The sequence below is a fragment of the Buttiauxella sp. WJP83 genome (assembly GCF_027594725.1).
Lineage (GTDB): Bacteria > Pseudomonadota > Gammaproteobacteria > Enterobacterales > Enterobacteriaceae > Buttiauxella > Buttiauxella selenatireducens.
Genome location: NZ_CP110080.1, coordinates 1,140,333 through 1,166,553, shown reverse-complemented (window position 1 = coordinate 1,166,553; position 26,221 = coordinate 1,140,333). Strand labels below are relative to the sequence as shown.

Genomic DNA, 26,221 nt, shown 5'->3' with positions numbered 1-26,221 from the left:
CCTCTTAGCTCGACAAATTATTAATTTTCATCTGCATCATTTCGCGCAGGGCTGGAGAAGCGTCGGTCTGTGAGCCTTTGCTCCACGCATCGCGTGCACCTTGCTTATCCCCTTTGCTGAGCAGCGCTTCACCGCGCAAATCAGCGATAATCGCTACCCAACCTTCACCTTTAACACTGTCGAGCGTTTTCAGCGCAGCATCAATTTGCTTTTGTTGGATTTGAACTCGTGCCAAACGAACATTGATCAGCGCCTGCAAATTTTCGTCGCTGGTGCTGCTCAGGCCCTGCTGCAATTGAGCAGCGGCTTTCGCGAGGTCGTTGTTATCTGCGTACTTCTGCGCAATTTCCAGTGATGCCAGTGCGCCGTAAGTATTTTTAGTACTAGCTGCGAATTTTTCTGCTGCACTCAACGTGGCAGGTTGATCAGCACGCACCGCTTGAGTGACCGTTTGATACTCAAGAGAAGAAGCCATTGAGCTTTCAGCCTGATGGCTGTTCCAGTAACGCCAGCCAACCAGTGCGCCAATACCCAGAACAACACCCACTACCAGCGCTTTGCCGTTTTCGGCAAAGAAGCGTTTTACCGCATCAACCTGTTCGTTATCGTTTTCGTAAATTTCCACGCAGTCCTTCTCCTTAACGATTAAACACTGGGGAAATTAACCCAGTAGCGCCTGCAAATGAGCGACCGCGTTTGCTTGTTCAACGGTAGTTTGCTCACCTGTGCGCAGATCCTTAACGACGACCTGACCATTAGCCACTTCAGTTTCGCCCAGCACCAGTGCAACACGCGCACCCCACTTATCTGCACGGACGAACTGTTTCTTGAAGTTACCACCGCCGTAATTAGTCATCAGCTTGATAGCTGGGACCTGATCACGTAATTGCTCAGCCAACAGCATTGCCGCAGCCTGCGTTCCCTGACCTGACGATATCAGGTAAATATCGACAACAGATTCTGCTTTAAATTCCGGATTAATCGCCTGAACCAGTAAAACAAGACGTTCCAGACCCATCGCAAAACCAACTGCTGGCGCTGCACGGCCACCAAGTTGCTCAACTAAACCATCGTAACGACCGCCGGCACAAACGGTTCCTTGAGAGCCCAGACTGCTTGTCACCCACTCGAAAACAGTGCGGTTGTAGTAATCCAGACCTCGCACCAGGCGCTGATTCACGGTATACGCGATACCGGCAGCGTCAAGGTACTGGCACAGACCCGCGAAATGTTCACGAGACTCTTCGTCCAGATAATCACCCAGTGTTGGTGCGTCATCCAGCAATGCCTGAACGTCTGGATTTTTTGAGTCCAGTACGCGTAACGGGTTGCTGTACATGCGACGCTGGCAATCTTCGTCAAGTTTCTCTTTATGCTGTTCAAGGAACGCAACGAGCGCATCACGATAGTTAGCGCGCGCTTCAAGAGAGCCAATCGAGTTCAGTTCCAGACTGACGTGCTGGTCGATACCCAAAGCACGCCACCAGCGAGCAGTCAGCATAATCAGTTCTGCGTCAATGTCTGGCCCTTGCAAGCCAAAGACTTCGACACCCAACTGATTGAACTGGCGATAGCGCCCTTTTTGCGGACGCTCATGGCGGAACATCGGCCCGATGTACCACAAGCGCTGTTCCTGATTGTACAGAAGACCATGTTCGATACCGGCACGCACGCAGCCCGCGGTGCCTTCAGGACGCAAAGTCAGGCTATCGCCGTTGCGGTCCTCAAAGGTATACATCTCTTTTTCAACCACGTCGGTCACTTCACCGATGGCGCGTTTGAATAACGGGGTCTGCTCTACAATCGGCAAACGGATTTCGCTGTAACCGTAGCTGCCGAGCACCTGTTTCAGAATGCCTTCAATGCGCTGCCAAATGGCGGTTTCGCCAGGCAGGTAATCGTTCATGCCGCGGATGGCTTGAATGTTTTTTGCCACGTTTATTCTCTACCGAATTTATACAAAAAATGAACCCGAAATCAGACTGTTTGCTATCGCAAAACGTCTGGCGGGTTCAATCATACACGGGAAGCCGAATGCTTCCCATGTTTCGCACTATTTTTCCAACTGCTGGATACTAATCCGCTGTGATTCATCAAGCATGGAGGCCTTGGCACGAATACGCGCTTCAAGCTGCGCAATCATATTTTCGTTATCCATTCGCTCGCGTTGACGCACACCATCTTCATAGAAACCGCTTTTCTTGTTGCCACCTGTGACACCCAGGGTGGAAACCAGAGCTTCACCCGGCCCGTTCACCACGCAGCCAATGATCGAAACATCCATTGGCGTAATGATGTCTTCAAGGCGCTCTTCAAGTGCGTTCACTGTCCCGATAACATCGAATTCCTGGCGCGAACATGTTGGGCAGGCGATGAAGTTAATACCACGAGCGCGGATGCGCAAGGACTTCAGGATGTCGAATCCAACCTTGATCTCTTCCACCGGATCGGCCGCCAACGATACGCGCAGCGTGTCACCAATGCCTTCGGAAAGCAGTAAACCCAGGCCAATTGCTGATTTCACAGAACCGCTACGCATGCCACCCGCTTCGGTGATCCCAAGATGCAGAGGCTGATCAATCTGCTTAGCCAATAAACGGTAGGATTCAACCGCGAGGAAAACATCCGACGCTTTAACGCTGACTTTGAATTGATCAAAGTTAAGACGATCAAGATGATCCACATGACGCATTGCCGATTCTAACAACGCCTGAGGCGTTGGCTCGCCATATTTCTCCTGGAGATCTTTCTCCAGCGATCCGGCATTAACGCCGATACGAATGGGGATATTTTTGTCGCGGGCACAATCGACAACGGCACGAATGCGTTCTTCACTGCCGATGTTGCCTGGGTTGATGCGCAGACAATCGACGCCATACTCAGCCACTTTTAGGGCGATACGGTAGTCAAAATGGATATCAGCGACCAACGGGACGTTGACCTGCTGTTTAATAAGCTTGAACGCTTCTGCCGCATCCATAGTCGGCACAGATATACGAACGATATCTGCACCCACTCTTTCTAATGCTCTGATCTGATTAACAGTGGCTTCAACATCCGTAGTACGGGTGTTAGTCATTGACTGGACGGCGATCGGTGCCCCGTCGCCGATTGGCACATTCCCGACGTAGATCCGTTTGGATTTTCTACGTTGAATTGGGGCTTCATTATGCATTACAAATCTCCACAATTACGCGTCATGCTGGCTGCAATTATTCAGCACTTACCGTCAGACGTGCAACCTGGCTAGTTCTGATAAAACGACTCAGGTCGACAGGTTTACCCTGGAACTGAATCTGTACTGCCGCCGGAGCACCAATTTTCAACTTATACGGTGCCTGACCGGCTAAATTCAAATTGCCATCTTTACGTTGCATGCCGCTGAACAGTTTTTTACCCGTCGCATCGGTCACTTCAAGCCAGCAATCGGCATTAAAGTTCATCACTAATGCATTCGGATCAGCCGTCGCCGTTGCAGGTGTAGTCACAGCGGCTTGATCGGTAGGTAAAGTGGCATTCGGCGCAGGCGGTGTTGTGGCCTGCACATTTTCTGCAGGTACCTGGCTTGGTGACACTACAGCGGAAGAATCCGCTGGAGTGGTTTGCTGAGCCGTTGCTGCCGGGGCCAGATTTTGTGTTGAATCAGTCGCAGGTGCAGATTGCGTCGCAGGCGCCTGCACAGGCTGCTGGGCTGAAGTATCAGTTGCTGGTGCATCACTGGTATTCAATGGAACTGATTGAGAATTGCTATTACTCGCTGAAAGTTCAGCTGAGGATTGATCTGCCATCGTCGAAATTTCTTCCTGCTGCGCTTTGTGGTTCTGCCACCACCATGCGCCCGTCAGACCGACAACAACAAACAGAACAAGCCATGTAAAGGTCATTAACCAACCGTCACGTTTCTTACGACGTTTCCCCAGGGAAAAACTTTGCATTGGGGCAACTTTGGCAGCCTTAATCGGTGCCTGTTTTGCCATCATTGGCAACAGTTCTTCTTCAGGGATACGCACCAGTCGTGCATAAGAGCGGATATAACCACGCAGGAACGTTGACGCTAAGTCGGCAGGCGCCTTGTCATCTTCAATATCCCGGACGGTAGAAACCTTCAAGCACAGGCGTTCTGCCACAGCTTGTTGGCTAAGACCGAGTTCTTCACGCGCTGTACGTAGACGTTCGCCCGTGGTTTTTGCTGCATTTGATTCGTGAGTGGCTTCAGTATTCATTAGCTACAACTGCTGGTGCTGTTCGATTGAGGAATTAGGCAGGAGCCTTGTCGCACAGCCTTTCCGCTACGCCACACTCTCCCGCTCCGCGAAACTAATTTTTCTTCTGAAGGGCACCCCTCCAGACAACAACATATTCAGCTCAAACTACATATTCACATAAAACAACCGCTTTACATGAACGCTTCATCACCGATGAGTTAACCATAGACATCATTTTGAATGTTGTCAGTGGATTGCGACTCACAATGGTTAAATAGCTGCGCCTAAACTATTGTTGTGCCGCTACATACTGCCTTAAAGCGCAGTGAAACGCACCGTAATTATTAATCTTAAAGACACTTGCTAAACTTGCATAACTGCAAGATATCACTACGTGTTTTTTGCGCCATACAGCCACATGACTGCATGGCGCTAGTCTGATCAAAATGAATGCTTATCAGACTGCTTTAACATCAATAGGTTCACCTTGCATACGTTTACGTAACGTACGTTTGGTTCGGTCGATAACTTCACCTGCCAACTGTCCGCATGCCGCATCAATATCATCGCCACGTGTTTTACGCACAATGGTAGTGAAACCGTAGCTCATCAGTACTTTTGAGAAACGGTCAATTCGGCTATTGGAACTACGACCATATGGCGCCCCCGGGAACGGGTTCCATGGGATCAGGTTAATTTTACATGGCGTATCTTTAAGGCATTCAGCCAGTTGATGCGCATGTTCAGTACCATCGTTGACGTGATCCAGCAGAACGTATTCCACTGTGACACGGCCCTGGTTGGCGTTGGATTTCTCCAGATAGCGGCGCACCGCGGCCAGGAAAGTCTCGATGTTGTACTTTTTGTTGATCGGCATGATTTCGTCACGAATATCATCGGTCGGAGCATGCAAAGAGATGGCAAGTGCCACATCAATCATGTCGCCCAATTTATCCAGTGCGGGAACCACACCCGATGTGGAAAGCGTTACGCGACGTTTAGAAAGCCCAAAACCGAAATCATCAAGCATGATTTCCATCGCTGGAACCACGTTGTTGAGGTTCAGCAGCGGCTCACCCATACCCATCATCACCACGTTGGTGATAGGACGTACGCCGGTTTTCTTTTGCGCACCGATAATTTTAGCCGCGCGCCACACCTGACCAATAATTTCAGAAACACGCAGGTTACGGTTAAAACCTTGCTGAGCTGTTGAGCAGAACTTACATTCCAGAGCACAACCAACCTGAGAGGAGACACACAATGTGGCGCGGTCTTCTTCAGGGATATATACCGTTTCGACCAGCTGATCGGCGATTCTGATTGCCCATTTGATGGTGCCATCAGCAGAGCGTTGCTCTTCAGCAACTTCAGGTGCGCGAATTTCAGCGACTTCTTTGAGTTTGTTGCGCAGAACTTTGTTGATGTCGGTCATTTCATCGAAGTCATCACTGCAATAGTGATACATCCATTTCATGACTTGATCAGCACGGAAAGGTTTTTCGCCCATATCTGCGAAGAACTCTCGCAGTTGCTGGCGGTTAAGATCCAACAGGTTAATTTTTTCTGACTTGTTGGAAACGACTGAAACAGGTGTCTCAGGAGTGACAATTTGCTCTGACATAATTTCTTCCGGCCTCGTTGTTACACGTTACGGCCCCAGGAGGGTTAAAAAGATACGCCCCGGAGAGCAAGCTCATCCGGGGCGTATCATTGTACAAACTCTATGGCACAGATGCCATGTCTGATAGCGATGTACATACAAATAAAATGTAACGGCCGCTTAACAGATAGTGCTAATGCCCACATCTATTTGGTTTGCAGGTATTTCTGCCCGACAACCAACCAGAAAGGAACATTAGCGAGTGCGTGGGCAAACTTCACCTTCAGCAAAGAAGTAGGCGATTTCGCGAGCAGCTGATTCTAAAGAATCAGAGCCGTGGGTGCCGTTTTCGGTGAAGCTATCCGCGTAGTCTGCACGCAGAGTACCCGCCAGAGCGTTAGCTGGGTTAGTTGCGCCCAGAATGTCACGGTGACGCTGAACAGCATTTTCACCTTCCAGAACGCTCACAACGATTGGACCGGAAGTCATAAACTCAACCAGGCCGTCGAAGAATGGTTTGCCTTCGTGCTCAGCATAGAAACCCTGTGCCTGTGCAGAAGTCAGGTGCAACATTTTTGCGCCAACAATCTTAAACCCTGCGGATTCAAAACGAGCATAAATATTACCAATAACGTTTTTTGCCACCGCGTTTGGTTTGATGATGGAAAAAGTACGTTCAATAGCCATGATTACCTCTGTGTCTGTTCTGTTTGCCCGGCTAGCCGGTTATGATTTGGCGCCGATTATAATGAGCAAGTCTCGAGTTGCCTATGGATGCAGGTAACATTTTTTTAAAATAAAGCGAACATCGGCAACACCTTTCACCTAAACGCCTAAAAATCACACTATGGCTCTACTGCAAAGTGAAATGAGCAGCAGCAATCTGCCCGGCTTCATCAAGCACCAATACTTGATACTTTCCCGGTTTATCCAGATTTAGCGCGATCCCGTTTTGCTTTTCACTCATCGGCTCACCGTTCAAAAACCACCAGCGATCACCTTGCCCACCCTGCGTGCTAAGACGAAGTGCTAAGCTTAATTCGCCAGGTAGACGCTTCAAAATAGCGCCCTCACGTACCCCTAACAATAATAAAGGCGTAACTTCATCTTTCTGCTGCGGTGGACATTGTTCCGAAACCGCTGGCAAACGAGCGGCTCTTCTCTCACTGACGGGCAACCAGGGCTCAAGGGGCAACGGCCACAACGAAATAATATGTTGTGTCGCATTTGGGCAATCTGCCGCCACACGTTTCCCTTGCTCGTCCAGCCAGACCACCTTTCTTGATCCCTGAATGCCTTCTTGTCCTTGCGCATCAAGCGTTGGCGGTTGGCTATCATCCAGTAACCAGCCCGATAACCTGCGTCGGCAATTACTGTCTCCCAGGGCCAGAGTTTGCCCTCCCGGCCAGCAAATTTCGCCCGCAGAAACAGTTGCCGGGCGCGGGTCAACGGGCAGGCGTGCCTGCTGAACGGCGGAAGTGGCTTGCAGCATATTATTGACCTGATTTAACAGCGGGACGGCGCTACCTAAACCAAACTGCCCAGCAACCGGCGTGCTATCAGGACGTCCAGTCCAGATACCAATGAGATAGCGGGGATTTATCCCGATAGCCCACGCATCGCGATAGCCGTAGCTGGTACCCGTTTTCCACGCCAAAGGGACTACAGCGGGTAAAGTCGCATCCGGTTGCTGCTGGGCCTCACCCGCCAGTACTCGACGAATAATCCAGGCAGCTCCCGCAGACATCAATGGCCGTTCCAGCAATGGTTGGTCTGGCTGCAACCGCAAATGTGCTGCGCGCCCATGGCGGGCGAATGCACTATAAGCGGCAACGATCTGATCCAGGCGTGCCCCACCTCCCCCCAGAATGAGCGAAAGATTAGGCTCACTGTTTGCAGGAAAACGCAGATCCAAACCCACGTTACGCAGTTGTGCAGCAAAGCGTTTTGGCCCATACGCTTCAAGCACTTGCACCGCGGGGAGATTGAGCGAACGTACCAGTGCTTCACTCATACTGACGGGGCCATGAAAACCCGTGTCGAAATTTCCTGGGCGGTAATCACCGAAGCGACGTGGTACATCCTGTAATAACGAGGTGGGATGAATCAACCCATCATCCAGCGCCAGGCCATAGACAAAGGGTTTAAGCACCGAGCCTGGTGACCGAATTGCCGTGACCATATCAACATGGCCGAAACGACTTTGATCATTAATATCTGCCGAACCAACCCAACCACGCACTTCCATGGTGGTGTGATCGACGACCAACATCGCCAATGATGAACGCGCCGGAAGCTGAGCTTTCCAGTTCAACGCCAGTTCTTCCAGTTGGCGCTGTAACGGTGCATCAATAGTGGTAGTTATTTTCTGAGCGTCACTGCGATTGACCAGATAACGTGAAAGCAAGGGAGCTAACTGCGGCATCTGGCGTGTAGTTAGCCAAACGGGTTCTTCGAGAGATTCTTTAACCTGTTGCGGTTCCCAGACCGCTTGCTCGGCCATGCGAAGCAGCACTTTGTCACGTGCAGCTTGTGCCCTCTCAGGCCAGCGATCTGGACGCAGGCGGCTAGGCGCCTGCGGGAGTACAGCCAATAAAGCCGCTTCCGCATAACTAAGATGCTCAGGAGATTTTCCCAGGTAAACCCAACTGGCCGCGCCCACTCCCTGTAACGTGCCGCCAAAGGGTGCGCGATTCAAATAAAGGGTGAGAATTTGCTCTTTCGAAAGATGCCACTCAAGTTGCAGAGCCCGCCACACCTGGCGGATTTTTCCGCCAAATGTTCGGGGGTGGGGATCCAACAAGCGCGCCACTTGCATCGTCAATGTACTGCCACCTGAAACCACTTTTCCGCTCAGAAGATCCTGGCCTGCTGCACGAAGTATCGAAAGTGGGTTAATACCTGGATGCTCCCAAAACCAGCGATCTTCATAGTTGATCAGGGCTTCGAGATAACGAGGGGAAACATCATTAAGTGTGACCGGATAGCGCCAGATGCCGTTCTCGTCAGCAAAACGCCACAGGGGGGTGCCATCTGCTGCAACTACGACACGTGCAGGATTCGCCTGAGATAGGGGCAGCGGCCAAAGCCGGTCTGCCAGCAAAATCCCCAGACAAAAAATGACAGGCGCCACGATGAAAAAGTAGCGCCGCCGCCAGCGTAGAGGCTGTCGCACTTGACGAGGCCTGTTACGGATGAATAGTCAGCATGCCAGTGCTGGCTCCTGTCGCCCGCCACTGCGGAACATACATCGATTCCACTTGAGAAACCGGCACCTGATACGTCCCTGGAGTCACTGCACGCGCCAGATAAACCAGTGTCGCATGCTGGCTTTCATTGAGTGGCAATGCCGCAACAAAGCGATCATCACGGAATTCCATGTGCTGGATATCCGCCTGTTGCATCTGGCTCAGTAACCCCTGAACCTGATTATCGCTTTCGCTCAGGCTGGCACTGCTTTCTGACAGGTTCTGATTTTCCAGTTCAAGCCCGGCAGGCAGTAGATCGACCACCAGCGCATCAGGCACATTTTTATCCGCCCAAACATCTAACCAGACCATCACTAGCTCACCGCTTTTCAGCTCTGACAGCGATTTGCTGTTACCTTTTGCATCCAGGAAATGGCGCTCAATGTGCAATACATTGCTATATGGCGCTGGGGACTGTTGCGGATAACCCGCGCTGTCCAGGCGGAGATAGAGATTGCCCGTGCCAGTGTTAGCCACTTGCAGGCTATTGAGCTGTTCAGCTGTCAAATTACGTGTCATTGATTGCCCACTCGCCAGTGGTTCGTCAGTAAAGGAGACCTGCGCTTGCCAATCTCCTTTCACCGTTTGCCAGTTACGGCCTGCCAGGAAGAGTGCGTTACTTTCCTGTGTCGAAAGCCAGCGTTGGCTAAAGGCGAGGTTAGAGAGATCAGACAGCAAGTTACTTTGCTGGTCTGGCAGCAATTTGTTCTCCTCCAGAAGACTGAGAACCATTGCTTTATCACGCAATTCACTACCGTAATCAGCCATCCAGATTCGCTCGTCACTACGACGGGTTTGCAACCCTAACTTGATAGCTTCTTCGCCACGCGGCGCATCGCCCATTAACTTTAACGCCACGCCAAGATGCACCAGCGGCAAACCGGCACGGGCAGTGCTATGGCGCTGCCAAAGATCGCGCAACGCCCCAAGAGGGGCTTTTTGCTGACGCGCTAATACCTGGCCTGCATAGGCTTGAATCGCAAATTTACTGGCAGCGGCATCATCGCTATAACGCAATGCAATTAGCCCAGAATCCTGAAGGTAGCGCAGCAGACGCTGATTGGCTTTATTGAGTGAATCAACATTAACGCTGTAACCTTGCTCGCTAGCACGGACCAGGAAATCCGTCACATAAGCCGTTAGCCAGTACTCTTCCGGCCCTTCTTTGTCCCATAAACCAAAGCTGCCGTTATCGCGCTGCATATCGAGCAGACGAGAAATTCCCAGATCGATTGCTGAACGACGCTGCTCATCAGAGGTTCCTTTTATCCCCAGAGCGGCAAGCTGTGCTTGATTGGTATAAAGCGAGGGGAACAGGCCACTGGTCGTTTGCTCAAGGCAACCATACGGATACGCTTTAAGCTCACGGATATAACGCGCGAGGTTTAGCGGCGGGCGACCACTGAGTAATACCTGTCCTTCAAGTGTTGCAGGTGCAAAACCGGAAATATGGCGTGGCGGAATATCCCACACTTCACCGGGAGCAAGTACCGCACCACTGTTGATACTTTGAGCCGGGAACGGAGGACGCACAGATAAGGTCCACTGTTTTTGCAGGGCTGCAAATGTTTCGCCAGGTAAGTCGACGCCACTGATTTGCGCGTTGAGCTGCCCATCACCAAAACCATCCAACGCGCGGACTGAAATAAACAGCGTTTTACGTGCGCCCGGCATCAATTTCACGGTTTGTGATGCCGCCGAGTCCAGCGAAAGCAAGCCGCTGGTGTTCAGATTTATATTCAACTGTTGCGGCTGGTCAGTCAGGTTTGTGAGATCCATTGCTAAACGGCTGTTATCGCCGCTTGCCATAAAGCGCGGCGCGGCAAGTTCAGTCACCAATGGTGCTGCAACCACCACTTTATTTTCACTGCTACCAAAACGGTCATCGGTCCAGGCCTGTGTCATTACGCGCAGCTCGCCGTTGAAATCGCCGACAGGGAGCGTCACTGTGCCTTCGCCTTTTTCGTCCAGCTGTACTCGCTGAGCTTGTTGGGCAATGATCGTGACATGGTTAACCGGTTTTTTACCGCCCCGGCTTAATGCATCCCCTTCGTCACCGTCACCACCAAAGCGCAATGCGGCTAAGCGCCCTTCCCCTTCAATCACCTGACCGTAGATATCGTATAAATCTGCCCCGTAACGTTTACGACCAAAGAAGGCTTCCCACGGATCTGGCGTTTTATAGTCAGTAATACTCAGCACACCACTGTCTACGGCAGAAACCAGCACATTAATTTGCTTCGGCATTTCGCCGTTAATGGGCTGGGTTTTTACTTTCACGTTCAGGTTTTGATTCGGACGCATTTTCGCGGGAGCTTCTAATGTAAGCCCCAGTCGACGGCTTTCATCAGCCAGCGGAAGGTGCAAAATACCGACAGCGCGTTTTGGTGTTGCCGAACGACTCTTATCACCGGGGCGTATCACCAGGGTGCTCAAGTACAGGTCGTGTCGTTGCCAGCTTTTATCCACCGGTATGGCGATATCCAGACCTTTCTCTGGCACATCAATTTCTTTCCACCACAGTGGCCCATCGCTGGATTCCACCATCGCGTAGCCTTTTCCCGCCGCAGGGGCAGAAATATGTAGGTTAATCGTATCGCCCGCTTTGTATGCCGGTTTATCTATTTTCAGCGTCACTCGGTCTGGCCTGACAGCGCCTTCTCCGTCACTGTTGTCTTGCCAACTGTAACCCGCCCAGAAACGCATACTACTGACATTGCTTGTCTCAGGGTCACGCACTTCAATACGGTAGGATCCCCATTCAACAGGGAAAGCCACTTTGCCGGTTTCACCTGCTGCAAGCGTGAGCTTTTGCTCCGCTTCTATGAGGTCTTTCTGGTCATATTGAGATTGCCAGCCTTCGCCCTCTTCCCAACTCCAGAAATAATCCCGGCGCTCGCGGATGAGCCGCACATCAAGCCCGGAAACCGCCAGCTTCTCTCCTTTTGCATTGGCATAAACAATGTCAAAACCGGCGTTGGTGTCTTCGTCAACGATAGGTTGAGTACGGGTGCTGTCAGTTCGGTAATCGTAGATCTCTTTGCTGGCAAATTGTGGACGAATACCAGGCAGGGTGTCGTCAGGCCAGATAGCTTGTTCTGCGCGTCGCGTCACTGGGCGACCGCCTGATTCCAGCAAGCTGGCTTGTAGAACCAGGCGTAAAGGTGAATGGACATCATCCCATTGGCTATCGGTACTGACTATTGTTTTACCTTGCTCATCAAGCTGGAGCTGGACTTCATCGAGATTACGAGAGAGGTTTTCTTCGTTTATATCGCCAAACTGGAAGCCTGGTAGAGCAGACACAGCTTCACGAAGCGGGCGTAAGAACAGCTGTCCTTGCAGATTGTTACCGGACGCTGGTGCACCATACAGATAACGACCTGTAATCTGGAAGCTCACAGATTCATCAGGGCTGACGGGATCCTTATTACCCGTGATATTCAGTGCCATACGCTCTGGCATGAAGTCTTCAACTTTAAATGACCAGATACGTGGCTGGTTATCACCGGTATTCACGCGCACCTGCCAGTTACCGGTTTGCACATTCGGATTCAATGGGTAGCTGAATTGATACAAACCCTTTTCTGGTTGCCAGACTTGCGTTCTGGCGACTTGGCCGTCCGGCTTCACTACTTCGAGTTTTACCGGTTGAGCAGGCAGTGCTTTCCCATCGCTATCGCGCAGTAAAGCATTAAGCAGAACGGTTTCACCCGGACGATAAAGATCCCTTGGGCCAAACATAAAGAATTGCTTAGTGAACCCGGCATCTCCGGCAATATCGAATTCAGCCAGATCCAGCGCCGGGCGACTCAAATCCAGAAGCGTAGTTTGTTCGGCAGTACGCGCGAGTAATAACGTCCCTTTTCCTGGTTTTTCAAGCGTAGCGTGACCATCACCATCGCTCTTCGCTTGTGCCAGAGTTTGTCCTTTTTCATCAAGCAGGGAGATTTCAACGCTGGACTGTGCCGCACCATTTTCCAGGCTTTGAGTGAAGACATCTAACTGGTCATGGTAACGGTGTACGGACACCCCGATGTCGCTTAACGTAAACAATGTTGCCGCATTGCTATAACTGTAATGACCGGCCTGATTCATAATCGCGATATAGACGCCAGGTTGTTGCAGCGGTTTAATTTCACCTAGCGGTAGCAGCAGTTTTTCACGGGTATTGCGTGCAGGATTGAGGTCAAACCTGCCGCTGTAAACCAAATCCGCAAGCTTGAGTAAATTGTCAGATTCCCAGTTAGAGACTGAGTTTCGGTATTGCCACTGACTGATAAATGAGCTCAACGATTCACTTTTAATCCGGTAAAAATTGACGTCGATTTTATCGACGTTGAGTGCCATTACCGGCAAACCAGCAATCACTTTGGTGGGCAGCAATGACCCCCGGCTGGCAAACCCAACGCTTGGTTGAATATCACGTGTAGAGATTTGCTTCTCAAAATTGTTCTCAAAAGTCGTTTTATTGAGAGCAAGTAAACCGTTATCAACCGTCAGTATCAGTTCACGTTTAGGCTCAAGATGGCGCAAACGTAACTCTTTCAGATCACTAGAAAGTTCCCACGCGCCGTCCACTTTACCGCTGGTTTTATCCACCAGATGGGCCACGCGGGAGAAATCTTGATTGGGATCGAGTGGAATGGAGAAAGTGAGAACCAGCGTGGCTGCGCCATCAAGCTGAACCTCAGAGGCATCCAGCAATTTCAATGGTTTGCCAGCAGAGTCCTTCGCTAACTTTTCGAGTTGTGAGGCGTCCGGTTTTGCCGCTGAAGCCGCACTTTGCTGGGCCGCACTATCGCTTTTCGCCACCGACTGAGGTTTGTCATTATTATCGCACCCTGAAAGGGCCAAAGCCGCCACTAGCGTCACCGCCAGCGCACCCAGACGTATTGCTCTCATGTTTTATCCCTGGCCAGGCAGGCCTATTAACCCATCACGTAGTGGAAAGTATTATGCGGATTAACCAGAAAAGCGAAAGTACGAAAACAATGCACTGCGTAGTGTCTCGCAAAGGAAAACATCCCTGATGCAACTGTTTCAGGTGATAAATGGACTCAAAGTGGAAGCACGATCACAGCCTGAAAGGTTACATGTAACCTTCTAAGTCATTTGTTTTTAAAACAATAAGATAGATAGAAAGCCAGTCATGATTCTTGCTACATTTTGTGCTGAGTCGCTGCCTCGACGCGGTGTTTAGCTAAAGTGATAATAAGAGACTGCTAAATGAAAAGTGCCGTTAACGCCCTACAAAATTTCGGAAAATCGCTCTATGGCCCAGTGCTTATTTTGCCGATCGTCGGTTTATTTATCGCGTTTGGTAATGTATTGGGCAATGGCAATCTGGCTGAATATTTGCCGTTCCTCAGCCACCCTTCCCTTCAGCACACCGGTGTTCTCATCTCCAAATCTGCGGTGTCAGTCTTAGCCAACCTGGCGTTGGTATTTGGCGTAGGCATTCCTATTGGCCTTGCGACAAAAGACAAAGGGTATGCCGCGTTGATTGGCCTGGTCACTTTTATCGTCTTTATTAATGCGATGAACGTGACGCTTCAACTTCAGGGTGAACTGGCTCCTGCCGACCAGATGCGCACAGCTGGGCAAAGTATGGTGCTGGGCGTGCAGGTGCTTGAGATGGGCGTATTTGCCGGGATCCTCACCGGCGCTCTGTCGGGATATCTGTACAACCGTTACTCCAGCGTACAATTTTCGGGTGCGATGGCGATTTACTCCGGGCACTGCTTCGTCGCCATTATCATGCTGCCGGTTTCGATGGTACTCGGTGTTGTGATGAGTGAACTCTGGCCATTTGCTCAACATGGAATCAGTGCGCTGGCGCTCGCCATTAAAGGTGCGGGAGCATTTGGCGTCGCTATCTATGGCTTCCTCGAGCGCATTCTGGTGCCAACCGGTCTTCATCACCTGGTCTATACGCCATTCCTTTACACCGAGTTAGGTGGCACGGCCGATGTGTGCGGCAATATTTATCAGGGCGCTCGCAATATTTACTTCGCTGAAATGGCCTGTCCGAGTGTTCATCAACTGAGCAGCACCGTGGTATGGGACGCGCGCGGTATTAGCAAAATGTTCGGCCTTCCTGCTGCGGCACTCGCCATGTATATGACCGCCAAACCTGAGCGTAAAGCGGCAGCGAAAGCGATTCTCATCCCGGCGGCGCTGACGTCTTTGCTGGTTGGCGTTACAGAGCCACTGGAATTTTCATTCCTGTTTGTCGCCCCGATGTTGTTTGGCGTACACGCCATTTTGACCGGTATCGGCATGATGCTGTTCTACCTGTTGGGCGTTCACGCTATCGGGGCCAACGGGATTATCGATTTTATTCTTTATAACCTGCCGCTTGGCACCGAGAAATCCAACTGGCCAATGTACATCGTCGTTGGGCTCACGATGTCGGTTATCTACTTCCTGGTGTTCCGCTTCCTTATTCGCCGCTTCGATATGAAAACGCCAGGGCGTGAGGACGACGAGCAAGAAACAAAACTGTTTACCAAACAAGAGTATCAAGCCAAAGGCAGCAACGATGGATTGGGTGAAGCCATTATCGAGGGCCTGGGTGGACGAGCCAATATCGAAGTGGTCGACAACTGTTACACCCGCCTGCGAGTGACGGTACGCGATGTTTCAGTTATCGACGAGCCCCGCCTGAAATCGACTGGCGCGAAAGGGGTGATTAAACAAGGTAATAACGTTCAGGTGGTCTACGGGCTGCATGTCAAAAAAATGCGAGAAGCAGTAGAGACGAATCTCTAAAGGAGCCAATGATGTTTAAACCCCCATTTATTTTGTCCATTGCCGGTGGTGGTAGCACTTACACACCGGGCATTGTTAAGAGCCTGATGGTGCGCCTGGCCGATTTCCCATTAGCTGAAATTCGCCTCTACGATATTGATGGCGAGCGCCAGTCGATCATTGCTCCAGTGGTTGAGAAAGTGATTCGTGACCATAGCCAAAGTATTAAATTCACCGTCACTACTGAACCTGAAGTCGCCTTTAGCGGTGCCCATTTTGTTTTCGCTCAGATGCGCGTGGGTCAATATAAAAGGCGTGAGCAGGATGAAAAAATCCCATTACGTCATGGCGTTGTTGGGCAAGAAACCTGTGGCCCTGGTGGCCTGGCGTATGGTCTGCGTACCATTTTACCGATGGTTGAGTTATGCGATTTTGTTGAACGTTACGCGCATCAAAAAGCGTGGATTGTGAACTATTCAAACCCGGCCGCTATTGTTGCGGAAGGCGTACGTCGTCTGCGCCCGAAGGCTCGCGTGCTGAACATTTGTGATATGCCCGTCGCCGCCATGCGTAACATGGGCGCTATCCTCGGCGTCGATCGCCATAAACTGGAAGTGGATTACTTCGGTCTGAACCATTTTGGTTGGTTTACCCGTGTGCTGGTTGATGGAGAGGATCGCCTGCCGGAATTGCGCCGTCATATCGCTAAATTTGGCCTTCTGACGGAAGACGCCGCGCAAACCGACCCACAGCATTCCGATCCGTCGTGGGTGAAGACCTGGCGTAATATCAAACCGATTATGGATAATTTCCCGGAATATCTGCCAAACCCATATTTGCAGTATTACCTGATGCCAAACGAAATCGTAGAGCATCAAAACCCTGACTACACTCGCGCCAATGAAGTCATGGATGGGCGTGAGAAGAAACTGTTTGCCGCCGCCGAGGAATATAAAAAAACGGGGATCTTGCCGGATGCATTCCACGTCGGTGTACACGGTGCGTTTATCGTTGATGTCGCCTGTTCCCTGGCCTTTGATTTGCGCCAACGCCATCTGGTGATTGTGGAAAACAAAGGTGCGATTGCAAACCTGCCGTATGACGCAATGGTAGAAGTCCCGGCGTACATCACATCCGAAGGGCCGGAACCGGTGCGCATGGGTGCAGTTCCTCTCTTCCACCAGACGTTGTTGATGCAGCAGCTAGCCTCAGAGCAATTGCTGGTCGAAGCAACGATTGAAGGCAGCTACGAAAAGGCACTACAGGCGTTTACGCTTAACCGCACCGTGCCATCCATGCAGCATGCGAAAGCGATTCTTGACGATATGATTGAAGCTAACCGTGATTACTGGCCGCAGCTTCAACAGGCGTGGAAAGCTGGCGAAGCGGTGAAATAGGCTTCTTTTTTCAAGAAATTCGAGACACCTCGCGCACCTGGATATAGTTGCTTGTCGGTTTAGCTAAAAACACCGACAATCCGGTAATAAGCAATAAACCGGAGGCAACGGCAACTATGTCCACTACTTTCTTCGTTGCGGGCGACTGGCTCGCAGAACATATTAATGATGCGAATATCCAGATTATTGATGCTCGCATGGCTCCTCCAGACCAGGAACATCGTGATGTGCCTGGTGAATACCGTGCAGGCCATCTGCCCGGTGCTGTATTTTTTGATATTGAAGCCCTTTCCGATCACACCAGCCCACTGCCGCATATGATGCCGCGCGCTGAAGCCTTCGCCGTCGCAATGCGTGAGTTAGGCATCAGCCAGGACAAACACCTGATTGTTTACGATGAAGGAAACCTGTTCTCTGCCCCACGAGCATGGTGGATGCTGCGTACTTTTGGCGCAGAGAAAGTCTCGATTCTGGCCGGGGGTTTAGCCGACTGGCAGCGCGAAGAATTACCTCTCGAAAAAGGTGATGTTGAATTGGCGGAAGGTGAGTTCGATGTGAATTTCGACCCACTCGTCATTAAACGTCTGACCGATGTCCTGCTGGTCAGCCATGAGGGCACCGCGCAAATCGTGGATGCTCGTCCAGCCCCACGCTTTAATGCACAAGTTGACGAACCACGTCCGGGTTTAAGACGCGGGCATATTCCGGGCGCGCTAAACGTGCCGTGGAACTCACTGGTAGAAAATGGTCAGTTGAAAACCACCGATGAGTTGAATGAAATTTTTACCCGCCAGGGTGTGAGTTTTGATAAACCCGTTATCGCCAGTTGTGGTTCGGGCGTCACTGCGGCGGTGGTCGTACTGGCATTGACTACGCTTGGCGTCAACGGTGTTTCGCTGTATGACGGTTCCTGGAGTGAATGGGGTGCACGCCCTGATTTACCTGTCGAACCAGCACAATCTCAGTAATGGATAACCGCCTGGTCGGCCTGCTTGAGCGCGGGGAGTCTTTAACCCGCGCTGAGTATCGCGTTCTCTCGCACTTAACGAACCACCCTTTGTTGGTCGGTAACATCACGGTTCGCAAGCTTGCACAGGAGACGTTTGTCTCCAGCGCGACCATTATGCGGTTGTGCCATAAGCTTGGTTTTAGTGGCTTCAGTGAACTTATCTGGCACTGCAAACAACTGCTTTCCAACGCGCCGCATATTTCTCAGCAACCCATGCAGCCCGCGACCACACTCCCGGTTTTATTCGATGAGTTTGTAGCGAATTACCAGCAAACCTTCCGTTGGGTGACTCCCGGGTTGATGGAGCAATTCGCGACATTGCTGCGCGAAAAAGAGAGCTTCTTTTTATACGGCGCGGGTTTTTCCTATCTGTTTGCTGAATATCTAACCAAGAAACTTCAGGTGCTGGGTAAAACTGCGTTTATCTCCGGGCCGGGCGATAGTCGGGGGATTTTCCTGAGCAATGCGTCCAAGTACCAGGTATTTATCGCCATTTCTCGAAGTGGCGAAACCGAACAGGTATTAGATAAAGCGCGGATTGCACAGAATGTTGGGATGACGGTTGTGGCATTTACTCGTGCGTCGTCGAACAGTTTGTCCGAACTGGCGGATGTGCATTTTCAACTTTACGACGAGGCAATCCACTATGCAGCAGAAGCCGCAGGGATCACCTCGTTTGAGTCTAATCTGGTGATGCTGATAGATTTATTGCTATTGCAGGCAACGGCTTAAATAATTCGATTGGTTTTAAAATCGCGTAAGAAGCTACCCCAGCGGCGTTCATAGAAGGGCGTAATATGCGCCATCATGAAATGGCTTATGCCCTTCTCACCTTCTACCACCTGGCAAATATCCACCGGCTCATCACCAGGTAAAGTGTCCGTTGCCACACTTCCCGCCTGGCGAATAATCGCTTCAATATCACCTTCCGCTTCAATACCAATCAGCAGATTTGGCTGTTCATCTGCACGTTCTTTGATTGAGCAAATAAACGCGCGTTTTACGGTTTTCAGGCTTTTAAACAGCGTCGTTAACGAATCGACCATTTGCGCCGGTGGCTCAGCCACTTCAGAAAGCAGCAACGATGTCCCGCCATCCAGCACTTCTTGCTGGGTTAATGGATCACTTTCGTCGCTGATTAAATGAGTGATTTCACGCGGGGTAAACTCTTTACCAGACGGTAATTTAGCATTCAAAAACAGTGTTGCACCCTGCGTCATTTCAAATAGCGTGCGTACCGGCATCACGACAAACGCCTGCTCGTGGCTGATGGCCTGTTGCAGTGCTTCAACAGAGGTGAAGAATGGAATGACAGAAGTGCCATCATCTTTTTCCCAGTGCTGCAATTCAACTGCACTATCGGCATCAATGGCTTCGCCTTCTGCGGCTGTACCTGGTACCCAAACTGTAGACTCCAACAGTACGCGGAAAAATGCAGGGCGGTGCGCAGGTTCAGTAGCTGCCTGCTCAAGCAGGGTTTCGAGTTCGTTTTTTGATTCTGACATGGTCGTTCCAGATTATTCATATTTGATCCCCTCTCCCATTGGGAGAGGGTTAGGGCGAGGGGATAAGCATTGATGGCAACCATCAAGCCAGGTCACCCTCATCCCGGCCTTCTCCACCAGGAGAAGGGGAAAAACAGTTACTTACCCACCAGCAGGTTAGCAATAGCACGAACACCAATGCCTGTTGCGCCAGCAGACCACTGTTCAACAGCACCTTTACGGTAGGTTGCGGAACAGTCAATGTGCAGCCAGCCCTGGTGATAATTCTCCACGAAGTGGGACAAGAAGCCCGCTGCGGTGCTCGCACCCGCCGGGAAAGAAGCGTTCGACGTGTTGTTCAACTCAGCAAAGTTAGAAGGTAACTGGTTGCGATGGAACTCGGCCAACGGCAGACGCCAGAATGGCTCGTTCTCAGCAGCCGCACTTGCCATCAGGCGGTTTACCAGTTCATCATCAAAACTGAACAGGGCGTGGTAATCGTTACCCAGTGCTGTTTTCGCCGCACCGGTTAACGTCGCGCAGTCGATGATAAGCTCTGGTTTTTGCGCGCAAGCGTCAATCAGGCCATCAGCCAGAACTAAACGGCCTTCGGCATCGGTATTCATCACTTCAACGGTTTTGCCGTTGCGATATTTAATGATGTCACCCAGTTTGAAAGCATTACCGCTGACCAGGTTATCCGCACAACACAGGAACAGTTTTACGCGTTTGTTCAGACCACGAGTGATAGCAAATGCCAGCGCACCGGTAATGGTGGCAGCGCCGCCCATGTCAGACTTCATGGAGTCCATGAACGCGCTTTGCTTCATGCTGTAACCACCGGAATCGAAAGTGATCCCTTTGCCAACCAACGCGGCGTAAACCGGTGCTTCTGGATTGCCCGTTGGATTGTAATCCAGCGCCAGCAATACCGGTGGGCGTTCAGAACCGCGACCGACAGTGTGGATCCCCATATAGTTCTGCTCACGCAGATCTTCACCTTTAGTGATACGCCAGGTAACGTTGTTGCACGCAACATCGCACAACAGGTCAACAGCACGTGAAGCGAGTTGTTCTGGGCCAAGTTCTTCTGCTGGGGTATTGATGGTATGACGTACCCAGTCGATGATTTTCAGACGGTTGTTAAGCTCTTTTTGCTCTTCTTCACTTAGCACAGCCCAATCAACTTTACGCGTGCCTTTCGGTGCGCGATATCCCTGCCAGAATGCCCAGCTCTTTTCTACGTCCCAGCCATCACCGGCCAGTTTTACATGTTTCAGGCCCTGGCCGTCGATTTTACGCGCCGCACGTTGGATTAACCCCAGGTCGTCTTTGCCTGTCAGGTGCAGGGTAATCCCTTCTTCGTTGATACTGTAAGCGGCATTCTCACCCCAACGCGCGTCAGCAGGCGTAGTAGAAAAGGTGATTTTCATGGCTTCTGTCATTTTATTTTCCTTATACTTTTCAGCTCATGCTTCATATAAAAACGGGCCGCCTAAGGCCGCCCGCTGAGTTCTATTCTGCTTCATCTAACCAGACTAACAGAATCGCTTCCAGAATTTTTTCATTGGATGCGTTTGGATCGTCGTCAAACTCTTCCAAATCACAGATCCATTGATGCAGATCGGTAAATCGCACCGTCTTCGGGTCGAGATCCGGGCGGCTGTCGTACAGCGCCTCGCCGATTTCGCGGCTATCGGTCCATTTCAATCCCATGATCAATGCTCACGTGCGTGGTTAATGGTGTAACGCGGCATCTCAACGACCAGGTCTTCGTCAGTGACGCGAGCCTGGCAGCTTAAACGGCTTTCAGGCTCCAGACCCCAGGCTTTGTCCAGCATGTCGTCTTCGTCTTCCGTACTTTCAGCCAGGGAGTCAAAACCTTCACGCACAACACAGTGGCAGGTGGTGCAAGCACAGGATTTTTCACAGGCGTGTTCAATCTCGATACCGTTGCGCAAGGCAACATCAAGAATGGTTTCACCGACATTTGCTTCTAAAACTGCACCATCTGGACACAAATCCTGATGAGGCAAAAATACAATCTTTGGCATGTTAAACCTCGTCCACGGAGTGGCCTTTCAGCGCCTTACGGATTGATTCATCCATACGACGAGCGGCGAAATCCTGGGTTTGTTTGTCTACGTTTTTAATGGCTTGTTCAATCGCATCGATGTCGTCACCCGCAGCGGCAGCATGGAGCGCCACCATCGCAGCGTCGATATCAGCACGTTCAGCGGCACTTAACAGCGCGCCATCTGAGGCCAACGCACCTTGCAAGCTTTCCAGCACGCGCGCCGCGTCAACTTTTTGCTCTGCGAGCATACGTGCTTTCACGTCATGCTCGGCAAAGCTCATGGAATCCTGAATCATCGAGGCAATTTCACCGTCGCTCAGGCCATAAGAAGGCTTCACCTGAATAGACGCTTCCACACCCGTGGATTTCTCCATGGCGGTCACGCTCAGCAGGCCGTCAGCATCCACCTGGAAGGTCACGCGGATATGCGCGCCGCCAGCAGGCATCGCCGGAATGCCGCGCAGCGTAAAGCGAGCGAGAGAACGGCAATCCTGCACCAGCTCACGTTCGCCCTGCATGACATGAATAGCCATCGCAGTTTGACCATCTTTGAAGGTGGTGAAATCCTGCGCACGAGCCACTGGAATGGTGGTGTTACGCGGAATCACTTTTTCCACCAGACCGCCCATGGTTTCAAGACCGAGCGACAGCGGGATAACGTCCAGCAGCAGCATTTCGCTGTCTGGCTTGTTGCCCACCAGAATATCGGCCTGTATCGCCGCGCCAATAGCGACAACTTTATCCGGGTCTATGGATGTCAGCGGCGTGCGGCCAAAGAACTCGCCCACACGTTCACGCACTAATGGCACGCGCGTTGAACCACCGACCATCACCACTTCCAGCACCTCGTTAGCCTCGACACCTGCGTCTTTCAACGCACGGCGACAGGCCAGCAAAGTACGCTTAACCAGGGCAGCAATCAGTTCGTTGAATTGCTCGCGAGTGACGGTGCCTGTCCAGCCCGCCACTTCAACGGTAGTGCTTTCAGCATCGCTCAGGGCGATTTTAGCGGCGATTGCGGCGTCCAGTAACTGGCGTTGGACGCGATCGTCGCTACGGTCAGCAACGCCCGCTTGCTCACGCAGCCAGTCGGCCAGCAGGTGGTCGAAGTCATCGCCGCCCAGCGCAGAATCACCGCCGGTCGCCAGCACTTCAAACACGCCACGGCTTAAACGCAGAATAGAGATATCAAAAGTGCCGCCGCCCAAATCGTAAACGGCGATCACACCTTCTTTACCGGAATCCAGACCGTAAGCGATAGCCGCAGCGGTCGGCTCATTCAGCAGACGCAGGACATGCAGCCCAGCCAGACGCGCCGCGTCTTTGGTGCCCTGACGCTGTGCATCATCGAAATAAGCAGGAACAGTAATGACCACACCATCAAGTTGGCCTTCGAGCGCTTCGGTCGCGCGTGCACAAAGAGCCTTGAGGATGTCAGATGAAATACGAATAGGGTTCAGCAGCCCGGCCGGGGTGTTGATCATCGGCAGGCCATTCTCACTCGGTTGAAGTGAATAAGGCAGATGCGGATAGCGAGCCTGAATGTCAGCAAGCGAGCGGCCCATCAGACGTTTTACCGAACTGATCGTGTTTGCTGGATCTGTTGCGGCTTGCGCACGCGCATCCCAGCCCACGTTCAAACCTTGTTGCTGATAGTGCACCACAGAAGGTAACAGGTGACGCCCTTCATGGTCAGGCAGCGTTTCGGCTTGCCCACTACGAACTGTTGCAACCAGTGAATTGGTGGTGCCTAAATCGATGCCCACCGCCAGCTTGCGCTGATGGGGGGCCGCACTCAGACCCGGCTCACTAATTTGTAATAACGCCATATTGAGCTTCCAGTTAAAAATCGAGCAGCTTTTCTTCGAGTTGTTCTATTTGGCTGCGCAGTTTATCGAGAAAACGCAGTTTACGCACAGTATCCGCCGCCTGCGTCCAATCCTGATTATCCAGTTGTTGCACCATTAACGCCATGCGGGTTTTCACCATCGCATTGACGTTGGCACTAAAGGATTCCAGGCGGTCGCTATCTTTGGCGTGCTCGATGTTATCAAGCTCTTCGCGCAATTCGAGTTGTTCCATCAAAAACGCGGTGTCGCGCACGGTATGCTGTTCATTCGCCAGATCAAAACCGTTGAGGGAGAGAATATACTCGGCACGCAGCAACGGATGACGCAGCGTTTGCCAGGCCTGGTTGATGGTCGCAGATTGTTGGACCGCCAGCAGTTGTTCCGCCTGAGGGCGGCTGGCGTATTTATCCGGATGGAACTGGCGTTGCAGCTCCTGGTAACGGGTCGCCAGCAGCTCAGTGTTGACAGTGAAGCCTACCGGTAACCCAAAGAGGGTAAAGTAATCCATAACAGACTCAGGGTTAACGTGGTAAAGCGCCATTCCCCGCAAGCCTTAGCTCGCGGGGAATGAGCTGAAATCAGACGTGGAAGCTTTCGCCGCAGCCGCACTCATCTTTCACGTTCGGGTTAGTAAATTTAAACCCTTCGTTAAGACCTTCTTTGACGAAGTCGAGCTCAGTGCCGTCCAAAAATTGCAGGCTTTTACCATCGACGACCACTTTCACGCCTTTGTCTTCGAACACGGTGTCTTCATCCATCGGTTCATCAACAAATTCCAGAACATAAGCCATGCCAGAGCAGCCAGAGGTGCGAACGCCTAAGCGCAAACCAAAACCTTTACCACGGTTGGCAAGAAAGGCATTCACGCGTGCAGCAGCACTGTCGCTAAGGGTAATCGACATACAACGACCTCAACTCAACAATAATTATTTAGCTTCACGCTTACTTTTGTAATCCGCAATTGCCGCTTTGATAGCGTCTTCTGCAAGGATTGAGCAGTGAATCTTCACCGGTGGCAGTTCAAGTTCTTCTGCAATGTCGGTATTTTTGATTGCTTGCGCTTCATCCAAAGATTTACCTTTAACCCATTCGGTTACCAGCGAGCTGGAAGCAATGGCAGAGCCACAACCGTAGGTTTTGAAGCGAGCGTCTTCAATAATACCTTCATTGTTGACTTTAATCTGCAACTTCATCACGTCACCACAAGCAGGCGCACCCACCATACCGGAACCGACGCTATCATCGCTGTTATCAAAAGAGCCAACGTTGCGCGGATTTTCGTAGTGATCGATTACTTTTTCGCTATAAGCCATTTTTAATTCTCCTGAATTCGATATCGACGTTTTTAAGGAACGATTAGTGATGAGCCCATTCGATGGAATTAAGATCCACGCCCTGCTTGAACATTTCCCACAGCGGAGAAAGGTCGCGCAAACGGCCAATGGACTTACGTACCAATTCGATGGTGTAGTCGATCTCTTCTTCAGTAGTAAAACGACCTAAAGAGAAACGGATGGAGCTGTGTGCCAGTTCATCAGTCATACCCAGCGCACGCAGCACGTAGGATGGCTCAAGACTTGCTGAAGTACAGGCAGAACCAGAAGAAACCGCGAGGTCTTTGAGCGCCATGATCAGGGACTCACCTTCAACGTAGTTAAAGCTCACGTTCAGGATAGTCGGAACCCCATTTTCCAGGTCGCCATTCAGATACACTTCTTCCATATCTTTCACGCCGTTCCACAGACGGTTACGCAGCGCGCGCAGACGGGACATTTCTGTTTCCATCTCTTCTTTCGCGATACGGTAAGCTTCGCCCATGCCGACAATCTGGTGAACAGGCAGAGTACCAGAACGCATGCCGCGCTCATGACCGCCACCGTGTACCTGTGCTTCGATACGAATACGTGGTTTACGGCGAACATACAGCGCGCCGATCCCTTTCGGGCCATAGATTTTGTGACCAGAGAAGGACATCAGGTCAACTTTCAGCGTGCTCAGGTCGATAGGCAATTTGCCTACACTTTGAGTCGCATCAACGTGATAGATAATGCCACGCGCACGGCACATTTCGCCGATTGCCGCGATATCTTGCACTACGCCGATTTCGTTATTCACGTGCATGATAGAAACCAGAATGGTGTCGTCACGCATCGCCGCTTCCAGCACATTCAGATCAACGATACCGTTGCTCTGTGGTGCCAGGTAAGTCACTTCAAAACCTTCACGCTCAAGCTGGCGACAGGTATCCAGCACCGCTTTGTGTTCAGTTTTTACCGTGATGATGTGCTTGCCTTTCTTCTGATAGAAGTTAGCAGCACCTTTAATTGCGAGGTTGTCAGATTCAGTAGCGCCGGAGGTAAAGACGATTTCACGCGGGTCTGCACCAACCAGTTCAGCAATTTGGTTACGGGCGATATCAACAGCCTCTTCCGCCTGCCAACCGAAACGGTGAGAACGAGAAGCCGGGTTACCGAAGGTTCCGTCCATAGTCAAACATTGCATCATTTTCTGCGCAACACGTGGATCAACCGGCGTAGTGGCAGAGTAATCGAGATAAATCGGTAATTTCATTGCTCTTTAAGCTCCGTACATCAC

General features: G+C 51.3%; 21 protein-coding genes. 4 read left to right on the top strand and 17 right to left on the bottom strand.

Translation table 11 applies throughout. From position 1 onward, the window contains the following. Positions 1-4: 4 nt before the first annotated feature. The 8 genes from OH773_RS05385 to OH773_RS05350 all read right to left on the bottom strand — a co-directional run bounded on the left by OH773_RS05385 (position 5) and on the right by OH773_RS05350 (position 13,961). Positions 5-625: a YfgM family protein gene (locus tag OH773_RS05385; protein WP_183270188.1), complete on the bottom strand. Its 621-nt coding sequence runs from the start codon at positions 623-625 to the stop codon at positions 5-7. A gap of 36 nt (positions 626-661) precedes the next feature. Further along, a complete protein-coding gene (gene hisS / locus OH773_RS05380; protein ID WP_270143708.1) occupies positions 662-1,936 on the bottom strand; it encodes a histidine--tRNA ligase in 1,275 nt (424 codons plus the stop codon). Between the two features lie 117 nt (positions 1,937-2,053). Continuing rightward, the gene (gene ispG / locus OH773_RS05375) at positions 2,054-3,175 is read right to left on the bottom strand and encodes a flavodoxin-dependent (E)-4-hydroxy-3-methylbut-2-enyl-diphosphate synthase (RefSeq protein ID WP_270143705.1); all 1,122 of its coding nucleotides are present in this window, start codon (positions 3,173-3,175) and stop codon (positions 2,054-2,056) included. A 37-nt stretch (positions 3,176-3,212) separates the two neighbouring features. Then, positions 3,213-4,223 carry a cytoskeleton protein RodZ gene (gene rodZ, locus OH773_RS05370; RefSeq protein WP_270143703.1) on the bottom strand — a complete coding sequence of 337 codons (1,011 nt, stop codon included), beginning with the start codon at positions 4,221-4,223 and terminating at the stop codon, positions 3,213-3,215. A 439-nt stretch (positions 4,224-4,662) separates the two neighbouring features. Then, the gene (locus OH773_RS05365) at positions 4,663-5,829 is read right to left on the bottom strand and encodes a bifunctional tRNA (adenosine(37)-C2)-methyltransferase TrmG/ribosomal RNA large subunit methyltransferase RlmN (RefSeq protein ID WP_270143701.1); all 1,167 of its coding nucleotides are present in this window, start codon (positions 5,827-5,829) and stop codon (positions 4,663-4,665) included. 234 nt (positions 5,830-6,063) lie between these two features. Beyond that, complete coding sequence (gene ndk / locus OH773_RS05360; protein ID WP_183270193.1) at positions 6,064-6,495, bottom strand: nucleoside-diphosphate kinase; 432 nt, start codon at positions 6,493-6,495, stop codon at positions 6,064-6,066. Between the two features lie 166 nt (positions 6,496-6,661). Further along, positions 6,662-8,944, bottom strand: a complete 2,283-nt coding sequence (gene pbpC / locus OH773_RS05355; RefSeq protein ID WP_442865673.1) for a peptidoglycan glycosyltransferase PbpC — start codon at positions 8,942-8,944, stop codon at positions 6,662-6,664. Between the two features lie 52 nt (positions 8,945-8,996). Beyond that, the gene (locus OH773_RS05350; protein WP_270143697.1) at positions 8,997-13,961 is read right to left on the bottom strand and encodes an alpha-2-macroglobulin family protein; all 4,965 of its coding nucleotides are present in this window, start codon (positions 13,959-13,961) and stop codon (positions 8,997-8,999) included. Between the two features lie 324 nt (positions 13,962-14,285). Between OH773_RS05350 and OH773_RS05345 the strand changes: the two genes are divergently transcribed. The 4 genes from OH773_RS05345 (at position 14,286) to OH773_RS05330 (ending at position 18,947) form a co-directional block, all read left to right on the top strand. Beyond that, the gene (locus tag OH773_RS05345; RefSeq protein WP_270143695.1) at positions 14,286-15,830 is read left to right on the top strand and encodes a PTS transporter subunit EIIC; all 1,545 of its coding nucleotides are present in this window, start codon (positions 14,286-14,288) and stop codon (positions 15,828-15,830) included. A gap of 11 nt (positions 15,831-15,841) precedes the next feature. Next, a complete protein-coding gene (locus tag OH773_RS05340; RefSeq protein WP_270145691.1) occupies positions 15,842-17,206 on the top strand; it encodes a 6-phospho-alpha-glucosidase in 1,365 nt (454 codons plus the stop codon). A 116-nt stretch (positions 17,207-17,322) separates the two neighbouring features. Further along, positions 17,323-18,174 (top strand): 3-mercaptopyruvate sulfurtransferase, encoded by an 852-nt coding sequence (gene sseA, locus OH773_RS05335; protein ID WP_270143693.1) that lies wholly within the window; start codon positions 17,323-17,325, stop codon positions 18,172-18,174. After that, positions 18,174-18,947, top strand: a complete 774-nt coding sequence (locus tag OH773_RS05330; protein WP_270143691.1) for a MurR/RpiR family transcriptional regulator — start codon at positions 18,174-18,176, stop codon at positions 18,945-18,947. The genes sseA and OH773_RS05330 overlap by 1 nt, the downstream gene beginning before the upstream one ends. Here OH773_RS05330 and sseB read toward each other — a convergent pair. The 9 genes from sseB to iscS all read right to left on the bottom strand — a co-directional run bounded on the left by sseB (position 18,944) and on the right by iscS (position 26,197). Next, complete coding sequence (gene sseB, locus OH773_RS05325) at positions 18,944-19,720, bottom strand: enhanced serine sensitivity protein SseB (RefSeq protein WP_270143688.1); 777 nt, start codon at positions 19,718-19,720, stop codon at positions 18,944-18,946. The genes OH773_RS05330 and sseB overlap by 4 nt on opposite strands. A gap of 137 nt (positions 19,721-19,857) precedes the next feature. Further along, complete coding sequence (pepB, locus tag OH773_RS05320; RefSeq protein ID WP_270143686.1) at positions 19,858-21,144, bottom strand: aminopeptidase PepB; 1,287 nt, start codon at positions 21,142-21,144, stop codon at positions 19,858-19,860. 70 nt (positions 21,145-21,214) lie between these two features. Next, positions 21,215-21,415: a Fe-S cluster assembly protein IscX gene (gene iscX / locus OH773_RS05315; protein WP_167613385.1), complete on the bottom strand. Its 201-nt coding sequence runs from the start codon at positions 21,413-21,415 to the stop codon at positions 21,215-21,217. A 2-nt stretch (positions 21,416-21,417) separates the two neighbouring features. Beyond that, positions 21,418-21,753, bottom strand: a complete 336-nt coding sequence (gene fdx, locus OH773_RS05310; RefSeq protein ID WP_034459208.1) for an ISC system 2Fe-2S type ferredoxin — start codon at positions 21,751-21,753, stop codon at positions 21,418-21,420. Position 21,754: 1 nt separating this feature from the next. After that, complete coding sequence (gene hscA / locus OH773_RS05305) at positions 21,755-23,605, bottom strand: Fe-S protein assembly chaperone HscA (RefSeq protein WP_270143680.1); 1,851 nt, start codon at positions 23,603-23,605, stop codon at positions 21,755-21,757. 13 nt (positions 23,606-23,618) lie between these two features. Beyond that, positions 23,619-24,134 (bottom strand): co-chaperone HscB, encoded by a 516-nt coding sequence (gene hscB, locus OH773_RS05300; protein ID WP_183270203.1) that lies wholly within the window; start codon positions 24,132-24,134, stop codon positions 23,619-23,621. A gap of 70 nt (positions 24,135-24,204) precedes the next feature. Then, the gene (iscA, locus tag OH773_RS05295; RefSeq protein WP_183270204.1) at positions 24,205-24,528 is read right to left on the bottom strand and encodes an iron-sulfur cluster assembly protein IscA; all 324 of its coding nucleotides are present in this window, start codon (positions 24,526-24,528) and stop codon (positions 24,205-24,207) included. 24 nt (positions 24,529-24,552) lie between these two features. Next, positions 24,553-24,939: a Fe-S cluster assembly scaffold IscU gene (gene iscU, locus OH773_RS05290; RefSeq protein ID WP_015703172.1), complete on the bottom strand. Its 387-nt coding sequence runs from the start codon at positions 24,937-24,939 to the stop codon at positions 24,553-24,555. 43 nt (positions 24,940-24,982) lie between these two features. After that, positions 24,983-26,197, bottom strand: a complete 1,215-nt coding sequence (gene iscS, locus OH773_RS05285; protein WP_270143673.1) for a cysteine desulfurase — start codon at positions 26,195-26,197, stop codon at positions 24,983-24,985. Between the last annotated feature and the right edge of the window lie 24 nt (positions 26,198-26,221).